This is a genomic window from Stenotrophomonas sp. B1-1 (assembly GCF_010894375.1).
GTDB lineage: Bacteria > Pseudomonadota > Gammaproteobacteria > Xanthomonadales > Xanthomonadaceae > Stenotrophomonas.
Genome location: NZ_JAAIUZ010000023.1, coordinates 183,573 through 197,334 on the forward strand (window position 1 = coordinate 183,573; position 13,762 = coordinate 197,334).

Here is a 13,762-nt window from a genome sequence, read left to right on the forward strand (position 1 = left end):
CATGCCGCAGGTGTTCCGCGAAGCCGTCTCGATCGACCAGCTCAATGCGCTCAGCCGCAACACCGCCATCCAGTCGCTGGGCATCGTCTTCAGCGCCGCCGGTGAGGACTGGCTGCAGGCCACCATGCCGGTGGACGAACGCACCCGCCAGCCATACGGCATCCTGCACGGTGGCGCCTCGGTAGTGCTGGCCGAAACCCTGGGCAGCAGCGCCGGCAACCTGTGCGTGGATACCGCCAAGCAGATCTGCGTGGGCCTGGAGATCAACGCCAACCACGTGCGCGCAGTGCGCTCGGGCACCGTCACTGGCACGGCGCGTGCGCTGCACGTGGGCCGCAGCACCCAGCTGTGGGAAATCCGCATTGAAGACGAGCAGGGCAAGCTGGTGTGTGTGTCCCGCCTGACCCTGGCGGTGGTTGCAGCAGGCCACGGCTGAGCCCGGTGGCCGCGGTGCCTTCCAGCGCAGCGTTGCCGCTGCGCATCGTGTCCAGCGGCGCCTGGCTGCCGCGCCGGCGCATCGCCTCGACCGTGTTCGACCAGCGCTGGAACAAACCGGCGGGCTGGGTCGAACGCCACAGTGGCGTAGCCAGCCGCGCCCATGCCGATGCAGACGAGCGTGCCTCGTGGATGGGCGCGCAGGCCGCGCGCGATGCGCTGCAGCGGGCCGGGCTGGGGTTGGGCGACATCGACTGCATCATTTCCGCGTGCGGGGTGATGGAACAGGCCATTCCCTGCCAGGCCGTGCTGATCCAGCGGGCGCTTGGGCTGGGCGACAGCGGCGTGCCTTCCTTCGATGTGAATGCCACCTGCCTGGGCTTCGTGGTGGCGCTGGAAATGGCCGGCAGCCTGCTGGCGTTGCAGCGCTACCGGCGCGTGCTGATCGTGTGCAGTGATATTCCCAGCGCCGGGCTCGACCCCGATGACCCGTTGACCGCGCCGTTGTTCGGCGATGGCGCCGTGGCGGTGCTGGTCGAACGTGCCAGCGACGACCAGGCATCGGCCCTGCTGGCCACGCGCCTGCGCAGCTACGGCGATGGCGCAGCGTTGTGCCAGGTGCCGACCTGCGGCACCGGCATGCGCCTGCACGATGGGCCCGAGGCCTACCGCGCCGCGCACTACTTCCAGATGCAGGGCCGCGCGCTGTACCGCGAGGCGGCGCGGCGCCTGCCGGGTTTCCTGCAGGACCTGCTGGCCAGCGCCGGCATCGACCTGCAGGGCTGCGATGTGATCGTGCCGCACCAGGCCAGCGGCCAGGCCCTGGACCACCTGCAGCGGGTGCTGGGCCTGCCGCCGCAGCGGCTGGTGCGCATCCTGGCCGAGCACGGCAACCAGTTGGCGGCATCGCTGCCGATGGCCCTGCACCAGGCCCTGCTCGATGGCCGCCTGGTGCGCGGCGGGCACGCCCTGCTGATCGGTACGGGGGCCGGCCTGGCCCTGGGTGGCGCGGTGCTGCGCTACTGATGGCGCGCGTCTTGGTCACCGGCGCCAGCGGTTTCATCGGCCAGCACGTGGCACGCGCGCTGGCCCGCGACGGCTGGCAGGTACGCGCCAGTGGCCGCGATCTGGCCCGCCTGCAGCCGCTTGCACTGGACGGCATCGAAGCCTGGCCCGGCGATCTGGCGCAGGCGCCGCTGCAGCCCCTGCTGCAGGGCTGCCAGGCCGTGGTGCACTGCGCGGCGTTGTCCCAGCCGTGGGGCCCGGCGGCAGACTTCCAGCGTGCCAATGTGCTGGTCACCCAGCGCCTGCTGCAGGCCGCACAGGCGGCCGGCGTGGACCGCTTCGTCCACCTGGGCTCGCCCAGCATCTATTTCCGCTTCGCCGACCAGTACAACGTGGGCGAAGCGTTCCAGCCGCCGGCGCGCTGGATCACCGACTACGCGCGCAGCAAGTGGGAATCGGAACAGGCCGTGGCCAGCGCCGCAGGGCAGGGCCTGCACACGCTGGTGCTGCGCCCGCGCGCGGTGTTCGGGCCAGGCGACCGCGCCATCCTGCCGCGCCTGCTGGCCGTGGCCGCCGCTGGCCGCTTCCCGTTGATCCATGCGGGCCGCGCGATGATCGACGTGACCCCGGTGGACGATGCCGTGCAGGCAGTGCGCTGCGCCCTGCGCGCCGGCCACGCATGCGCAGGCCGCGCCTACAACATCAGCGCCGGCGAACCGGTGGCCGTGCGCGCGCTGGTGCAGGGGCTGTTCCAGGCGATGGGGCTGCAGGTGCAGCTGCGCAACGTGCCGCGCCGCGTCGCGCTGGCTGCCGCCGGCGTTGCCGAGACACTGGCCCGGCTGCGCCCGGGCTGTCCCGAACCACGCCTGACCCGCTACGGCGTGGGCGTGCTGGGCTATTCGCAGACCCTGGATATCAGCGCCGCACGGCGTGATCTGGGCTACCAGCCGCAGGTGGGCGTGCAGGCCGCATTGCAGCAGTTCGCCGACCACTGGCACCGCAGCGGAGGGCGCGATGCTGCGCTTTGAGTGGGAACTGCTGGAAGCCGGCCACTGCGTGCACCGGCAGCGGGCGGTGCGCCAGGGGGCCAGCTGGCGTCGCTGCGAATTCCCCGCGCTGGTGGCACTGCTGCGCCACCCGCAGCGCGGCTACCTGTTGTTCGACACCGGCTATTCCGACGCCTTCCTGCAGGCCACCGCGCGCTTTCCCGAGCGCCTGTACCGGTGGGTCACGCCGGTGCACCTGGCCCCCGGCCAGAGCGTGCGCGCACAACTGCAGCAGCGTGGCATCGGCACCGATCAGATCCACCAGGTGGTGCTGTCGCACCTGCACGGCGACCACGTTGGTGGCGTACTCGATTTTCCCGGCGTGCCGCTGCTGTGTTCGCGCGCCGCCTGGCAGGACCAGGCCGCACGCGGTCGCCTGCGCGCGCTCAGCGTGGGCCTGCTGCCCGCACTGACCCGCGATGCCGCCCCGCGCATGCGCTGGCTGGAAGAACTGCCGGAAGTGGACCTGCCGGCTGCGTTCGCCGCCTTCGGCAAGGGGCGCGACGTGCTGGGCGATGGCAGCCTGCTGGCAGTACCGCTGCCCGGCCACGCGGTGGGCCAGCATGGGCTGCTGTTTGAAGGGGCCGACGGCCGCCCGGTGTTCCTGGTGGCCGATGCAGCGTGGTCCAGTGGCGCCATCGCCGATGGCGTGCCGCCGCCGCGCCTGGTCACCGCCCTGCTGGGCCACACCGGCGCCTACCGCCAGACCCTGCAGCGCCTGCAGCACGTCGGCCGGCAGGTGGATGACCTGCAACTGGTGCCCGCGCATTGCGGGCAGTGGCGGCCGCGCGCGCGACGGTAGCGTCGAGCTTGCTCGACTGCCCTTCGCGGCCCGGTTGATTCCGCGCCAGAAGCCGTCGATCAAGCTCCACCCCACCGCCATACGGCGCCGTCAACAGGACACCGTGTTCCTGCCCATGGCCCCCGTCAATAGGACTTATGGCCGAAATCGGCTGGCAGCGATGGCAGCCCTCCGGTATCGTTCGCGGATGACTTCCCCCACTCCGGCCCCCCGCGGCGGCGTGGCGCGTGTGTGCCGTTACCTGTACCGCGTACCGCTGCTGTTGGTCCATATCTTCGTGTTCCTGCCGCTGACCCTGATCGGCATGCTTCCGCCGTGGGCCGATATCCGTGTCGGCCAGGTCCGGCTGGGCGCCAAGGTGGTGAACCTGTGGCAGGGCGGGCTGATGTGGATCTTCGGCTTCCGCCTGTCACGGGTGGGCGAGCCGTTGCCCGGCGCCGTGCTGTTCGTCGCCAACCACGTCAGCTGGGTCGATATCAGCATTCTGCACAGCCAGCGCATGATGGGCTTCGTGGCCAAGCGCGAAATCGCCAGTTGGCCGGTGGTGGGTTGGCTGGCCGCGCGTGGCCAGACCATCTTCCACCAGCGCGGCAACACCGAATCGCTCGGTGGCGTGATGCAGGTGATGGCCGAGCGCCTGCGCGAAGGCAAGGGCGTGGGTGTGTTCCCGGAAGGGCGTACCCGTGGCGGCCACGAAGTGGGTCCGTTCCACGCGCGCATCTTCCAGGCCGCGGTCGAAACCGGCGTGCCGGTGCAGCCGGTGGCGCTGATCTACGGCGCACACGGCAACGCGCAGACCATCGTGGCATTCGGCCCCGGCGAAAGTTTCTTCGCCAACTTCCTGCGCCTGCTGGGTGAACCGGCGCGGCGCGCGGAAGTGCACTTCCTGGCGCCGATCGGGGCGCAGGACCTGGAAGGCCGCCGGCGCATCGCCGAAACCTCGCGCGCGCGCATCGTCGCGGCCATGGAAACGGCGTAAGGCGGCGGTGGCCATAGACCCGCCACCGTCCCTGTCGGCTGTACCGCCGATGCTCACTGCGGCCGATTACCAGCCGCCGCGCTGGCTGCGCAACCCGCACCTGCAGTCCATGCTCAGTTCCAGCCGCATGCGCCTGCAGCGCGGCCTGCTGCTGCTGGCCGCCACCGGTGCGGTCAGTGAAGAACTGATCCTGGACGGCGGCGATGGCGTGCGCCTGCAGGGCTGGCACAACTACATCGAAGGGCGCGAGCCCAAGGGCATGGCCCTGCTGCTGCACGGCTGGGAAGGCAGCGCCGAATCCAGCTACATGCGCATGGCGGCCGCGCGCATGATTGAAGAAGGGTTCGACGTGGTGCGGCTGAACTTCCGCGACCACGGCAACACCCATCACCTCAATCCCGGCATTTTCCATTCCAACCGCATCGACGAAGTGGTGCAGGCCACTGGCGATATCGCGCGGCGCTGGCCGGGGCTGCCGCTGGTGGCGGCCGGCTATTCGCTGGGCGGCAACTTCGTGCTGCGCCTGGCCCTGCGCGCGCCCGCCGCCGGCGTGCCGCTGCTGCAGGTGGCCTCGGTCTGTCCCGTGCTGGACCCGGCCCTGACCATGGAAAGCATCGAGAACGGCCCGGCCATGTACGACTGGTACTTCCGCCGCAAGTGGGCCGGCTCGCTGCGCCGCAAGCGCGATCTGTTCCCCGAACTGAGCGACTGCGACGACCGCGTGCTGAAGCTGGACATCCGCGCGCTCACCGCCTGGCTGGTGGAACGGCATACCGATTTCGGCTCGCTGCAGGCCTATTTCGACGGCTATTCCATCGCCGGCGACCGCCTGTCCACGCTGCAGGTGCCGGCCGATATCCTGATGGCCCAGGACGATCCGGTCATTCCGTACTCCACCTTCGGCAACTGGCAGTTGCCGCAGCAGGCACGGCTGGAAACCGCGTGCTGGGGTGGCCACTGCGGGTTCCTGGAAAACTGGCGTGGCGATGGCTTTTCCGAACGCTGGGTGGCCCAGCGCCTGCGCCGGGTACTGGGCGGCTGAACCGGCAGCACCGCGCGGCCCGCTACAATGCGGGTTTGCACTTGAACCGGACCGCCATGCAAGACCAGATCATCCAGGCGCTGCGCCAGAACCAGGCCGACCAGGCCGTGCAGCTGGCCCAGGCGTGGACCCACGACGAACCGGGCCAGGCCCAGGCCCACCGCTGGCTGGCGCTTGCGCTGCAGCAGCAGGGCCAGCCGCAGGCCGCGCTGGACGCGCTGCAGCAGGCACTGCAACTGGCCCCCGACGACGCCCAGCTGCACCTGCAGCAGGCCGGGCTGCTGCTGGCCCTGCGCCAGTTCGACGGTGTTGACGATGCGCTGCTGCGCACCACCGACCTGAACCCGAACGCGTTCCCTGCCTATCTGATGCAGGCCCACCTGGCCATCAGCCGCAACGACTTCGATGAAGCGCAGCGCCTGTCCACCCTGGCCGGCCGGCTGGAGCCGGATCATCCGGAACTGCTGACCATCGATGGCATGGTGGCGCTGCGCCGCGGCGATGCCGACCGCGCGCTGGCCCTGCTGTCGGCCGCGGGCCAGGCCCTGCCGGATGACCCGCGCGTGCTGTACGCGCTGGGCTTTGCCTACCTGGGCAAGGACATGCTGGCCTTCGCCGAACAGGCCTTCCGCCGCGTGCTGCTGCTGAACCCGGCCATCACTTCGCTGCATGGCCTGGTGGTGCAGCTGGCGCTGCGCCAGGGCAACCTGGACGCCGCCGCCGAAGCCATGCAGGTCGCCCTGCAGCAGCCGTCGCTGGACGTGCCGCCGATGCGCCGCCTGGCCGGTGAGCTGTCGCTGCGCAGCGGCCAGCCGCTGCAGGCACTGGAACACCTGCTGCCGCTGCTGGATTCCCAGCCCGAAGACCGCCAGGTGCTGCAGCTGCTGCTGATGGCCTGGCAGCGACTGGGCCGCGAAGAAGAAGCGCGCGCACGCCTGGACGCGGTGCTGGAGGCGAATGCTTCGCTGCACGACCCGTGGCTGGCCCGCCTGGCCGTGGAAGAAGTGGGCAGCGATGCCGCCGTGGCCGTGGTCGAGCGCTGGATCGCCGCCATGCCTGCGCACCTGCCGGCACTGGAAGCACGCATGCGCCTGCACGACATGGCCGGCCAGCACGCCGAGGCTGAAGCGGTGGCCGAACGCATCGTGGCGCTGGAACCGGGCCGGGTGAGTGCCGAAACCCGCCTGATCGACGGCCTGATGCAGCGTGACCCCGACGCCGCCATCGCCCGTGTGCAGGCGCTGATCGGCCAGGCAGGCGAGGGCGCGCAGAGCGACCTGCGTACCTGGCTGGGCGAAGTACAGGACCGCGCCGGCAAGCCGGCCGATGCCCTGCGCACCTGGTTGGCCCTGCAGACCGAGCAGGCCCCGCAGCGCCTGCCGCTGCCGCCGCAGGCCAAGGCGCCGCCCAGCTGGCCGGCGCTGGCCGAGATTGACGAGGCAACGCGCCAGAGCGGTTCGGCGCCGATCTTCCTGTGGGGTGCACCGGGTTCGGGCGTGGAACGGGTTGCCACGGGTCTGGCGGCCGCCAGCCCGGTGCTGCGCAGCGATCGCTACACCAACACCCCGCCCGACGATGCCTTCCAGAACTACCACACCCTGCAGGACCTGGCGTCGGGCGTGCTGACCCCGGAACGCCTGGTGCAGCGCTGGCGCGAGCAGTTGCCGGCGCGTGGCGTGGAAGATGACACCATCATCGACTGGCTGCTGTGGTGGGACAACGCGCTGCTGTGGTCGCTGCGCCCGCAGTTGCCGCAGGGCCGCCTGCTGGTGGTGCTGCGCGACCCGCGCGACATGTTGCTGGACTGGGTGGCCTACGGCTCGGCCGCGCCGCTGGCGATGACCTCGCTGGCCGAGGCCGCCGAGTGGCTGGCGCGTGCGCTGGCCCAGGTGGCCAGCCTGCACGAGGACGATCTGTACCCGCACGTGCTGCTGCGCATCGATGCCATCGGCAATGATCCGCGCGCGATGGCGGCCATGCTGGAACAGTTGTTCGAGCGGCCGATGCCGGTGGCCCCGCAGCTGGGTGCACCGCGCTTCCCGCCGGGCCACTGGCGCGTCTACCGCGACGTGATGAATGCCGCCTTCGCCCAGCTCACCCCGGTCGCGGTGCGCCTGGGTTACCCGGAAGAATAAGGAGAGCCTGATGCAACTGAGCAGCCACAGCCTGGTCAACGGCGCCCCGGTGCCGCGCGAATTCGCCGCCGGCGATGCCAATGGCTTCGCGCCGGACCGCAACCCGCACCTGGCCTGGAGCGAGGTGCCGGCCGGCACCCGTTCCTTCCTGCTGGTGTGTGTGGACCCGGATGTTCCCACGGTGCCGGAAACCGTCGGCCGCAGCGACATGACCGTGCCGCGCGACCAGCCGCGCTGCGATTTCGTGCATTGGGTGATGGCCGATATTCCGGCCGACGTGCACGAGATCGCTGCCGGCAGCTGCAGCGATGGCTTCGTGGTGAAGGGCAAGACCGCGCCCACCGGCCCGGTCGGCAGCCGCCAGGGCGTGAACGATTTCACCGGGTGGTTTGCCGGCAATCCGGACATGGCCGGCGATTACCTGGGCTACGACGGCCCGTACCCGCCGTTCAACGACGAGCGCGTGCATCGCTACTTCTTCCGCGTGTTCGCCCTGGACGTGGCCAGCCTGGACCTGCCGCAGCGCTTTACCGCGGCCGACGCCTACCGCGCGATGCACGGCCACGTGCTGGCCGAAGCCGCGCTGCACGGCACCTACACGCTGAACCCCGCGCTGTAAGCCCGACCGCGCGCCCGTAGAGTCGAGCTTGCTCGACTTGGGCCCCCGTAGAGTCGAGCCATGCTCGACTACGCTCTCTGTAGAGTCGAGCCATGCTCGACTGCATGAGAAGCAGTCGAGCAAGCTCGACGCTACTTATTTCTTCTCGATGGCCGACTCGACCACCATGTCCAGCACGTATGCCTGCGACGGTGCATCGGCCGGCGGGTTCTTCACTGCGTAGCGCTTCACCCGCACCACGTTGCGCACGCCGTCTTCATGCGTGTAGCCCTCGATGTTGCCGTAGAAGTTCTCGAACGCGCCCGGGGTGCCCTGCTTCAGGCCCTTGTCGTCGAACTTCACTTCACGCACCTGCAGGCACTGGTAGTCCGGAATCAGCGGGTGCGAGCACTTGGCGGTCTTCGCTGCCACTTCCAGGAACACCGTTTCGCCCGGCCCGCCGTAGCGCGTTTCCGCGGTGGGTTCGGCCGCGAACACCAGCACGTCGCCCTTGGCGGTGGTCAGGGTCAGGCTGCCGTCGGCACCCTGGGCGGTCTTCAGTTCACCCTGCAGGCGGCTCGACACGGCTTCATCCAGCGCCATCACCGCAGCGTCGGTGCAGGCCATCTGGGTCGATGCCATCGGGCTGATCGTCAGCGTGCCCTCGGCCAGGGTGTAGCTGCCGCCCATGCGGTTGCAGGTATTGCTGATCGACACGCGGCCGTCGGCGAAATCCAGCGTGACCGGCGCGTCGCTGCGGGCGAACAGTGCGTCGATGCGTGCGCCGTCGGCGCCGGTGGCCTGCTGCAGGCGCCAGTGCTGGCTCTGCAGGCGCTGCGCATCCAGATGGGCCACGGCCTTCTGGTCGCCAGCCTTGGCGGCCGCCGGGGCCAGGTCATCGCCGCCGGTGCCGGCCGGTGCGGTGGTCGGGGTCTGGCTGCAGGCGGCCAGCAGGGCCAGCGGCAGGAGCAGGGTAACGGTGCGCTTCATGGTGGATCTCCTTGGGAACCCGGATGCAAACGGATCACGGCCGGGCAGGGGGTTGGCCTGCCCCGGCGTCGTTCAGCTGCCGGACGGCAACCACAGCAGCAGCGCCGCGCCCAGCGCGATGCGGTAGAACGCGAACGCGGTGAAGCGGTGCGACTTGATATAGCCCAGCAGCCACTTCACTACGACGAAGCCGGTGATGACCGCGGCAACGAAGGCCACGCCCACGTCGGTCCAGTTCTCGCTGGCCAGCTTGCCTTCCTTGGCCAGTTCCAGGAACGCGTAGGCACTGGCGGCGAACATGGTGGGAATGCCCACCAGGAAGACGAATTCAGCGGCGGCCGCGCGCCGGCTCAAGCCCAGCAGCATGGCCAGGAAGATGGCCGAGGCCGAACGCGAGGTGCCGGGGAACACGCCGGCCACCACCTGCGCCAGGCCCACGCCGATGGCCACGGTCCAGGTTACCTGGTCGCGGTCGGGCAGGCGCGTGGTGTAGGCCTCCACCAGCAGCATCCAGATGCCACCGATGATCAGCGCCCAGGCCACCGGGCTGACCGTTTCCGGCAGCTCCCAGCCCAGCATGCGCACCGGCAGGCCGACCACGGCGGTCACCAGGAACGCGGCGCCCAGCTTGAACACGTAGTCGCGGTTCTCGCGCTGGCCCAGCCCGGTGGCCAGTTGCCACAGGCGCTGGCGGAACACCAGCACCACGGCCACGATCGCGCCGGCCTGGATGATGATGTTGAAGAAATCCGAACGCGGGCCCAGCCAGTGCTGGGCGATCAGCAGGTGGCCGGTGCTGGAGATCGGCAGGAACTCGGTCAGGCCTTCGAGGATGCCCAGCAGCAGGGCGGAGAGCAGGTCGTACATGGGCAGGGCAGGCACGTTCGGTGGCGGGAACAAGCCCGAGAGAATAGACCATCCCTGCCGCACCAAACGGGTGCGCGTGGGGCGCTGTGCACCCCTTTGGTGCGCACGGTCGTGCACCCCGCTGGGGCGTGCCATTGCAAATCAAGCAGTTGCGGCCAAGAAAAAGTTGGCACGGTCATTGCTGTACCTCAGCAGGCATTCATTCCCACCCGAGGTCGTACCGATGTCCGTGGAAAACGTTGAGAAGCTGATCAAGGACAACCAGATCGAATTCGTCGATCTGCGTTTCGTGGATATGCGTGGCGTCGAACAGCACGTCACCTTCCCGGTCAGCATCGTCGAGCCGTCGCTGTTCGAAGAGGGCAAGATGTTCGACGGCAGCTCCATCGCTGGCTGGAAGGGCATCAACGAATCGGACATGGTCCTGCTGCCGGACCCGGCCAGCGCCTATGTCGATCCGTTCTATGCCGATCCGACCATCGTGATCAGCTGCGACATCCTCGACCCGGCCACCATGCAGCCGTACGGCCGCTGCCCGCGCGGCATCGCCAAGCGCGCCGAGGCCTACCTGAAGTCGTCGGGCATCGCCGAATCGGCGTTCTTCGGCCCGGAGCCGGAATTCTTCATCTTCGACGCCGTGCGTTTTGCCAATGAAATGGGCAACACCTTCTTCAAGGTGGAATCGGAAGAAGCGGCCTGGAACAGCGGCGCCAAGTACGACGGCACCAACAGCGGCTACCGCCCCGGCGTGAAGGGTGGCTACTTCCCCGTGCCGCCGACCGATTCGCTGCACGACCTGCGCGCTGAAATGTGCAAGACGCTGGAACAGGTCGGCATTGAAGTGGAAGTGCAGCACCACGAAGTGGCCACCGCCGGCCAGTGCGAGATCGGCACCAAGTTCAGCACCCTGGTGCAGAAGGCCGACGAACTGCTGCGCATGAAGTACGTCATCAAGAACGTGGCGCACCGCAACGGCAAGACCGTCACCTTCATGCCCAAGCCGATCGTCGGCGACAACGGCAGCGGCATGCACGTGCACCAGTCGCTGTCCAAGGGCGGCACCAACCTGTTCTCCGGCGACGGCTACGGCGGCCTGAGCCAGCTGGCGCTGTGGTACATCGGCGGCATCTTCAAGCACGCCAAGGCCATCAACGCCTTCGCCAACTCGGGCACCAACAGCTACAAGCGCCTGGTGCCGGGCTTCGAAGCCCCGGTCATGCTGGCCTACTCGGCCCGCAACCGTTCGGCCTCGTGCCGCATTCCGTGGGTGTCCAACCCGAAGGCGCGCCGCATTGAAATGCGCTTCCCCGATCCGATCCAGTCGGGCTACCTGACCTTCACCGCGCTGATGATGGCCGGCCTGGACGGCATCAAGAACCAGATCGACCCGGGCGCACCGAGCGACAAGGATCTGTACGACCTGCCGCCGGAAGAAGAGAAGCTGATTCCGCAGGTCTGCTCCTCGCTGGACCAGGCCCTGGAAGCGCTGGACAAGGACCGCGAGTTCCTGAAGGCCGGCGGCGTGATGAGCGATGACTTCATCGACGGTTACATCGCGCTGAAGATGCAGGAAGTGACCAAGTTCCGCGCGGCCACCCACCCGCTGGAATACCAGATGTACTACGCCAACTGATTGGGCGGCGATGGCGGCGGGTACCCCTCCCACCCGTCGCCATCGCCTCCGATCTTTGCGGCTGGGGAGCCGCCGTCAGACCGGGGTCGGACCCCTTTCGCATGCGAAAGGGCTCTGACCCCCGATCCAGGGGCAAGAGAGACCGGACACGCGACAAGGGCCGCCCTCCCTCCCGCGTCGGCCGTGCAAGGAGAGAGGCACGGCCGTCCCGGCCCCGTTCGTGTCCGGTGCAACAGCCACGGCCATCGCACTGATGGCCCGTGGTTGCCAGATGCCACCGCGCAACCGCGCCGTGGCCCCATCCACCATCGGGACATGCGCATGAAACTGATCTCCGCCATCATCCGACCGTTCAAGCTCGACGAGGTCCGCGAGGCCCTTTCCGACGCAGGCGTGTCGGGCATCACCGTGACCGAAGTGAAAGGCTTCGGCCGCCAGAAGGGCCATACCGAGCTGTACCGCGGCGCCGAGTACGTCGTCGATTTCCTGCCCAAGATCAAGATCGAAACCGTGGTCACCGACGAGCGTGCCGAAGCGGTGATCGAAGCGATCCAGAGTTCGGCAGGCACCGGCAAGATCGGCGACGGCAAGATCTTCGTCACCGCCGTCGAGCAGGTCATCCGTATCCGCACCGGCGAAATCGGCGCCGACGCGCTGTAAGCCCCCTTCCGGAGATTCCCCCATGAAGATGCGCCTTCTCGCCGGGTGGCAAGCCCGGTTCCATCTGGTGTGCCTGTTGATGCTGCTCAGCGCACTGGCCGCTGGCGTCTGGCCGGGCGCTGCCCATGCCCAGGCCCAGGTCACCCCGCTGGGCAATGAAACCGTGGCCGTTGAGCCGCTGCAGGCCCCGGCTGCGGCCGCACCGGCGGCCGCTGAAGCGGCTGCGCCGGCGTTCGACCACGGCGACGTCGCCTGGATGCTCACCTCCACCCTGCTGGTGCTGCTGATGGTGGTGCCGGGCCTGGCCCTGTTCTACGGCGGCCTGGTGCGTTCGAAGAACGTGCTGTCGGTGCTCAGCCAGATCCTGGTGGTGTTCTCGCTGGTGCTGCTGCTGTGGGTGGCCTACGGCTACAGCGCGGTGTTCAGCGCAGGCAACCCGTTCTTCGGTTCGTTCACCGAATTCGCCTTCCTGAAGGGCTTTACCCCCGATTCGGTGGGCAACACGCCCATCGCCGGGCTGCCCGATTACTTGTTCGTGGCCTTCCAGTCCACCTTCGCCGGCATCACCACCGCACTGATCGTCGGCGCCTTCGCCGAACGCATCAAGTTCCGCGCGGTGCTGCTGTTCTCGGCGCTGTGGTTCACCTTCAGCTACATCCCGATGGCGCACATCGTCTGGGGTGGCGGCTACCTGGGTGAAATGGGCGCGATCGATTTCGCTGGTGGCACCGTGGTGCACATCAACGCCGGTGTGGCCGGCCTGGTCGGCGCATGGTTCCTGGGCAAGCGCCTGGGCTATGGGCAGACCGCACTGAAGCCGCACAACGTGCCGTTCACCTATATCGGCGCGATGCTGCTGTGGGTGGGCTGGTTCGGCTTCAATGCCGGTTCCGCCGCGGCCGCTGACACCGTCGCCTCGCTGGCGTTCCTCAACACCGTGCTGGCCACTGCGGCGGCGGTGCTGGGCTGGACCCTGGTGGAAGCCATCACCAAGGGCAAGCCGTCGGCACTGGGTGCTGCGTCGGGTGCAGTCGCCGGCCTGGTCGGCATCACCCCGGCCTGCGGCACCGTCGGCCCGCTCGGCGCGATCGTGATCGGCTTCGTGGCCGGCGTGGTCTGCGTCTGGGGCGTTACCGGCCTGAAGCGCCTGCTGAAGGTGGACGACACCGCCGACGTGTTCGGTGTGCACGGCGTGGGCGGCATCGTCGGCGCCATCCTCACCGGTGTGTTCAGCGCGCAGTCGCTGGGCGGCACCAAGGCCGATCTGGATATCGGCCACCAGGTCTGGGTGCAGGTGGTCAGCGTTGGCCTCACCGTGGTCTGGTCGGCGGTGGTGACCGCGGCCATCCTGCTGCTGGTGAAGGTGGTGGTGGGCCTGCGCGTGACCGAAGAGGCCGAGCGTACCGGCCTGGATGTCACCTCGCATGGTGAATCGGCCTACGAGGCCTGATGCAACGGCGGGCGGCCTGCGAAGGTCGCCCGCCACAGCATCCACGCACGGCGTGGATCTTATCTCTTGCCGATCTGGCACCTTGGGTGCCGAGAGCCCGGCGTGGGCGACCGTGTGGAT

General features: G+C 68.8%; 13 protein-coding genes. 11 read left to right on the plus strand and 2 right to left on the minus strand.

Annotation, left to right across the window (positions count from 1 at the left end; translation table 11 throughout):
• Position 1 precedes the first annotated feature (1 nt).
• From G4G00_RS17255 to G4G00_RS17290, 8 genes are all read left to right on the plus strand, one after another.
• Positions 2 to 436, plus strand: a complete 435-nt coding sequence (locus G4G00_RS17255; protein ID WP_108748021.1) for a hotdog fold thioesterase — start codon at positions 2 to 4, stop codon at positions 434 to 436.
• Positions 437 to 441: 5 nt separating this feature from the next.
• Positions 442 to 1,461, plus strand: a complete 1,020-nt coding sequence (locus G4G00_RS17260; protein WP_164275276.1) for a 3-oxoacyl-[acyl-carrier-protein] synthase III C-terminal domain-containing protein — start codon at positions 442 to 444, stop codon at positions 1,459 to 1,461.
• On the plus strand, positions 1,461 to 2,468 hold the full coding sequence (locus tag G4G00_RS17265; protein WP_164275279.1) for an NAD-dependent epimerase/dehydratase family protein: 1,008 nt from the start codon (positions 1,461 to 1,463) through the stop codon (positions 2,466 to 2,468). Before G4G00_RS17260 ends, G4G00_RS17265 begins: the two co-directional genes overlap by 1 nt.
• Positions 2,455 to 3,288 carry an MBL fold metallo-hydrolase gene (locus G4G00_RS17270; protein WP_164275282.1) on the plus strand — a complete coding sequence of 278 codons (834 nt, stop codon included), beginning with the start codon at positions 2,455 to 2,457 and terminating at the stop codon, positions 3,286 to 3,288. Before G4G00_RS17265 ends, G4G00_RS17270 begins: the two co-directional genes overlap by 14 nt.
• A 187-nt stretch (positions 3,289 to 3,475) precedes the next feature.
• Positions 3,476 to 4,267, plus strand: a complete 792-nt coding sequence (locus G4G00_RS17275) for a lysophospholipid acyltransferase family protein (protein ID WP_108748025.1) — start codon at positions 3,476 to 3,478, stop codon at positions 4,265 to 4,267.
• A gap of 7 nt (positions 4,268 to 4,274) precedes the next feature.
• Positions 4,275 to 5,309, plus strand: a complete 1,035-nt coding sequence (locus tag G4G00_RS17280) for an alpha/beta fold hydrolase (protein WP_108751775.1) — start codon at positions 4,275 to 4,277, stop codon at positions 5,307 to 5,309.
• A gap of 56 nt (positions 5,310 to 5,365) precedes the next feature.
• Positions 5,366 to 7,444, plus strand: coding sequence for a tetratricopeptide repeat protein (locus G4G00_RS17285; RefSeq protein WP_164275285.1), 2,079 nt, complete (start codon positions 5,366 to 5,368; stop codon positions 7,442 to 7,444).
• Positions 7,445 to 7,454: 10 nt separating this feature from the next.
• Complete coding sequence (locus tag G4G00_RS17290; protein WP_108748028.1) at positions 7,455 to 8,063, plus strand: YbhB/YbcL family Raf kinase inhibitor-like protein; 609 nt, start codon at positions 7,455 to 7,457, stop codon at positions 8,061 to 8,063.
• Positions 8,064 to 8,198: 135 nt separating this feature from the next.
• Here the strand turns inward: G4G00_RS17290 and G4G00_RS17295 are convergent, their stop codons facing one another.
• Both G4G00_RS17295 and G4G00_RS17300 read right to left on the minus strand, forming a co-directional pair.
• A complete protein-coding gene (locus G4G00_RS17295) occupies positions 8,199 to 9,032 on the minus strand; it encodes an META and DUF4377 domain-containing protein (RefSeq protein ID WP_108770857.1) in 834 nt (277 codons plus the stop codon).
• 72 nt (positions 9,033 to 9,104) lie between these two features.
• Entirely contained in the window at positions 9,105 to 9,899 is a 795-nt protein-coding gene (locus G4G00_RS17300) for an undecaprenyl-diphosphate phosphatase (protein ID WP_108748030.1), read from the minus strand.
• Between the two features lie 223 nt (positions 9,900 to 10,122).
• Here G4G00_RS17300 and glnA point away from each other — a divergent pair, with 223 nt between their 5' ends.
• From glnA to amt, 3 genes are all read left to right on the plus strand, one after another.
• Positions 10,123 to 11,532, plus strand: coding sequence for a type I glutamate--ammonia ligase (glnA, locus tag G4G00_RS17305; protein ID WP_108751779.1), 1,410 nt, complete (start codon positions 10,123 to 10,125; stop codon positions 11,530 to 11,532).
• A 321-nt stretch (positions 11,533 to 11,853) separates the two neighbouring features.
• Positions 11,854 to 12,192, plus strand: coding sequence for a P-II family nitrogen regulator (locus G4G00_RS17310; protein ID WP_164275288.1), 339 nt, complete (start codon positions 11,854 to 11,856; stop codon positions 12,190 to 12,192).
• 22 nt (positions 12,193 to 12,214) lie between these two features.
• Positions 12,215 to 13,642 (plus strand): ammonium transporter, encoded by a 1,428-nt coding sequence (amt, locus tag G4G00_RS17315; protein WP_108751781.1) that lies wholly within the window; start codon positions 12,215 to 12,217, stop codon positions 13,640 to 13,642.
• Positions 13,643 to 13,762: the final 120 nt, after the last annotated feature.

Excerpts from the sequence above, each read along its gene's own strand:
- G4G00_RS17285 (WP_164275285.1), top strand. The coding sequence starts at position 5,366 with ATGCAAGACCAGATCATCCAGGCGCTGCGCCAGAACCAGGCCGACCAG.
- G4G00_RS17265 (WP_164275279.1), top strand. The coding sequence starts at position 1,461 with ATGGCGCGCGTCTTGGTCACCGGCGCCAGCGGTTTCATCGGCCAGCAC.
- G4G00_RS17310 (WP_164275288.1), top strand. The coding sequence starts at position 11,854 with ATGAAACTGATCTCCGCCATCATCCGACCGTTCAAGCTCGACGAGGTC.
- G4G00_RS17295 (WP_108770857.1), bottom strand. The coding sequence starts at position 9,032 with ATGAAGCGCACCGTTACCCTGCTCCTGCCGCTGGCCCTGCTGGCCGCC.
- G4G00_RS17255 (WP_108748021.1), top strand. The coding sequence starts at position 2 with ATGCCGCAGGTGTTCCGCGAAGCCGTCTCGATCGACCAGCTCAATGCG.
- amt (WP_108751781.1), top strand. The coding sequence starts at position 12,215 with ATGAAGATGCGCCTTCTCGCCGGGTGGCAAGCCCGGTTCCATCTGGTG.
- G4G00_RS17270 (WP_164275282.1), top strand. The coding sequence starts at position 2,455 with ATGCTGCGCTTTGAGTGGGAACTGCTGGAAGCCGGCCACTGCGTGCAC.
- glnA (WP_108751779.1), top strand. The coding sequence starts at position 10,123 with ATGTCCGTGGAAAACGTTGAGAAGCTGATCAAGGACAACCAGATCGAA.
- G4G00_RS17290 (WP_108748028.1), top strand. The coding sequence starts at position 7,455 with ATGCAACTGAGCAGCCACAGCCTGGTCAACGGCGCCCCGGTGCCGCGC.
- G4G00_RS17275 (WP_108748025.1), top strand. The coding sequence starts at position 3,476 with ATGACTTCCCCCACTCCGGCCCCCCGCGGCGGCGTGGCGCGTGTGTGC.
- G4G00_RS17300 (WP_108748030.1), bottom strand. The coding sequence starts at position 9,899 with ATGTACGACCTGCTCTCCGCCCTGCTGCTGGGCATCCTCGAAGGCCTG.